General features: G+C 72.7%; 1 protein-coding gene. It reads left to right on the forward strand.

Annotated features, from left to right (window positions below; all coding sequences use genetic code 11):
* On the forward strand, positions 1-473 hold a 473-nt coding region (locus tag AC07RN_RS21110), incomplete at both ends, for an ATP-binding cassette domain-containing protein (RefSeq protein ID WP_478337236.1).

Raw genomic sequence — 473 nt, forward strand, 5'->3', positions numbered from 1 at the left:
GGCGTCGCCGCCGTCATGGGACACAACGGCGCCGGCAAGACGACGCTGCTGCGCGCGGCGGTCGGTCTGGCGAAGACGACGTCGGGCAAGGTTCTGCTCGACGGCGAGGACGTCACCCGGCTGCGCCCCAGCGCCCGCGTGGCCCGCGGTCTCGCGTACGTGCCGCAGGGCCAGCAGTCGTTCGGGCAGCTCACGTGCCTCGAGAACCTGCAGGTGGTCGCCGACGGCCGCCGCCGCGGCAAGTCGCTCATCGACGCGCAACTCGCACTGTTCCCGGCGCTCGAGTCTCTGCAGGGCCGCCGCGCGGGTCTGCTGTCGGGCGGTCAGCGCCAGCAGCTCGCGATCGCGCGGGCACTGATCACCGAGCCCCGGGTACTCGTGCTCGACGAACCGACGGAGGGCATCCAGCCGTCGGTCGTGGCCGAGATCGAGTCCGCGATCGTCGAACTCACCCGGCGCGGCAACCTCGGGGT

The sequence above is a fragment of the Lelliottia sp. GFLA7 genome (genome assembly GCF_056490165.1).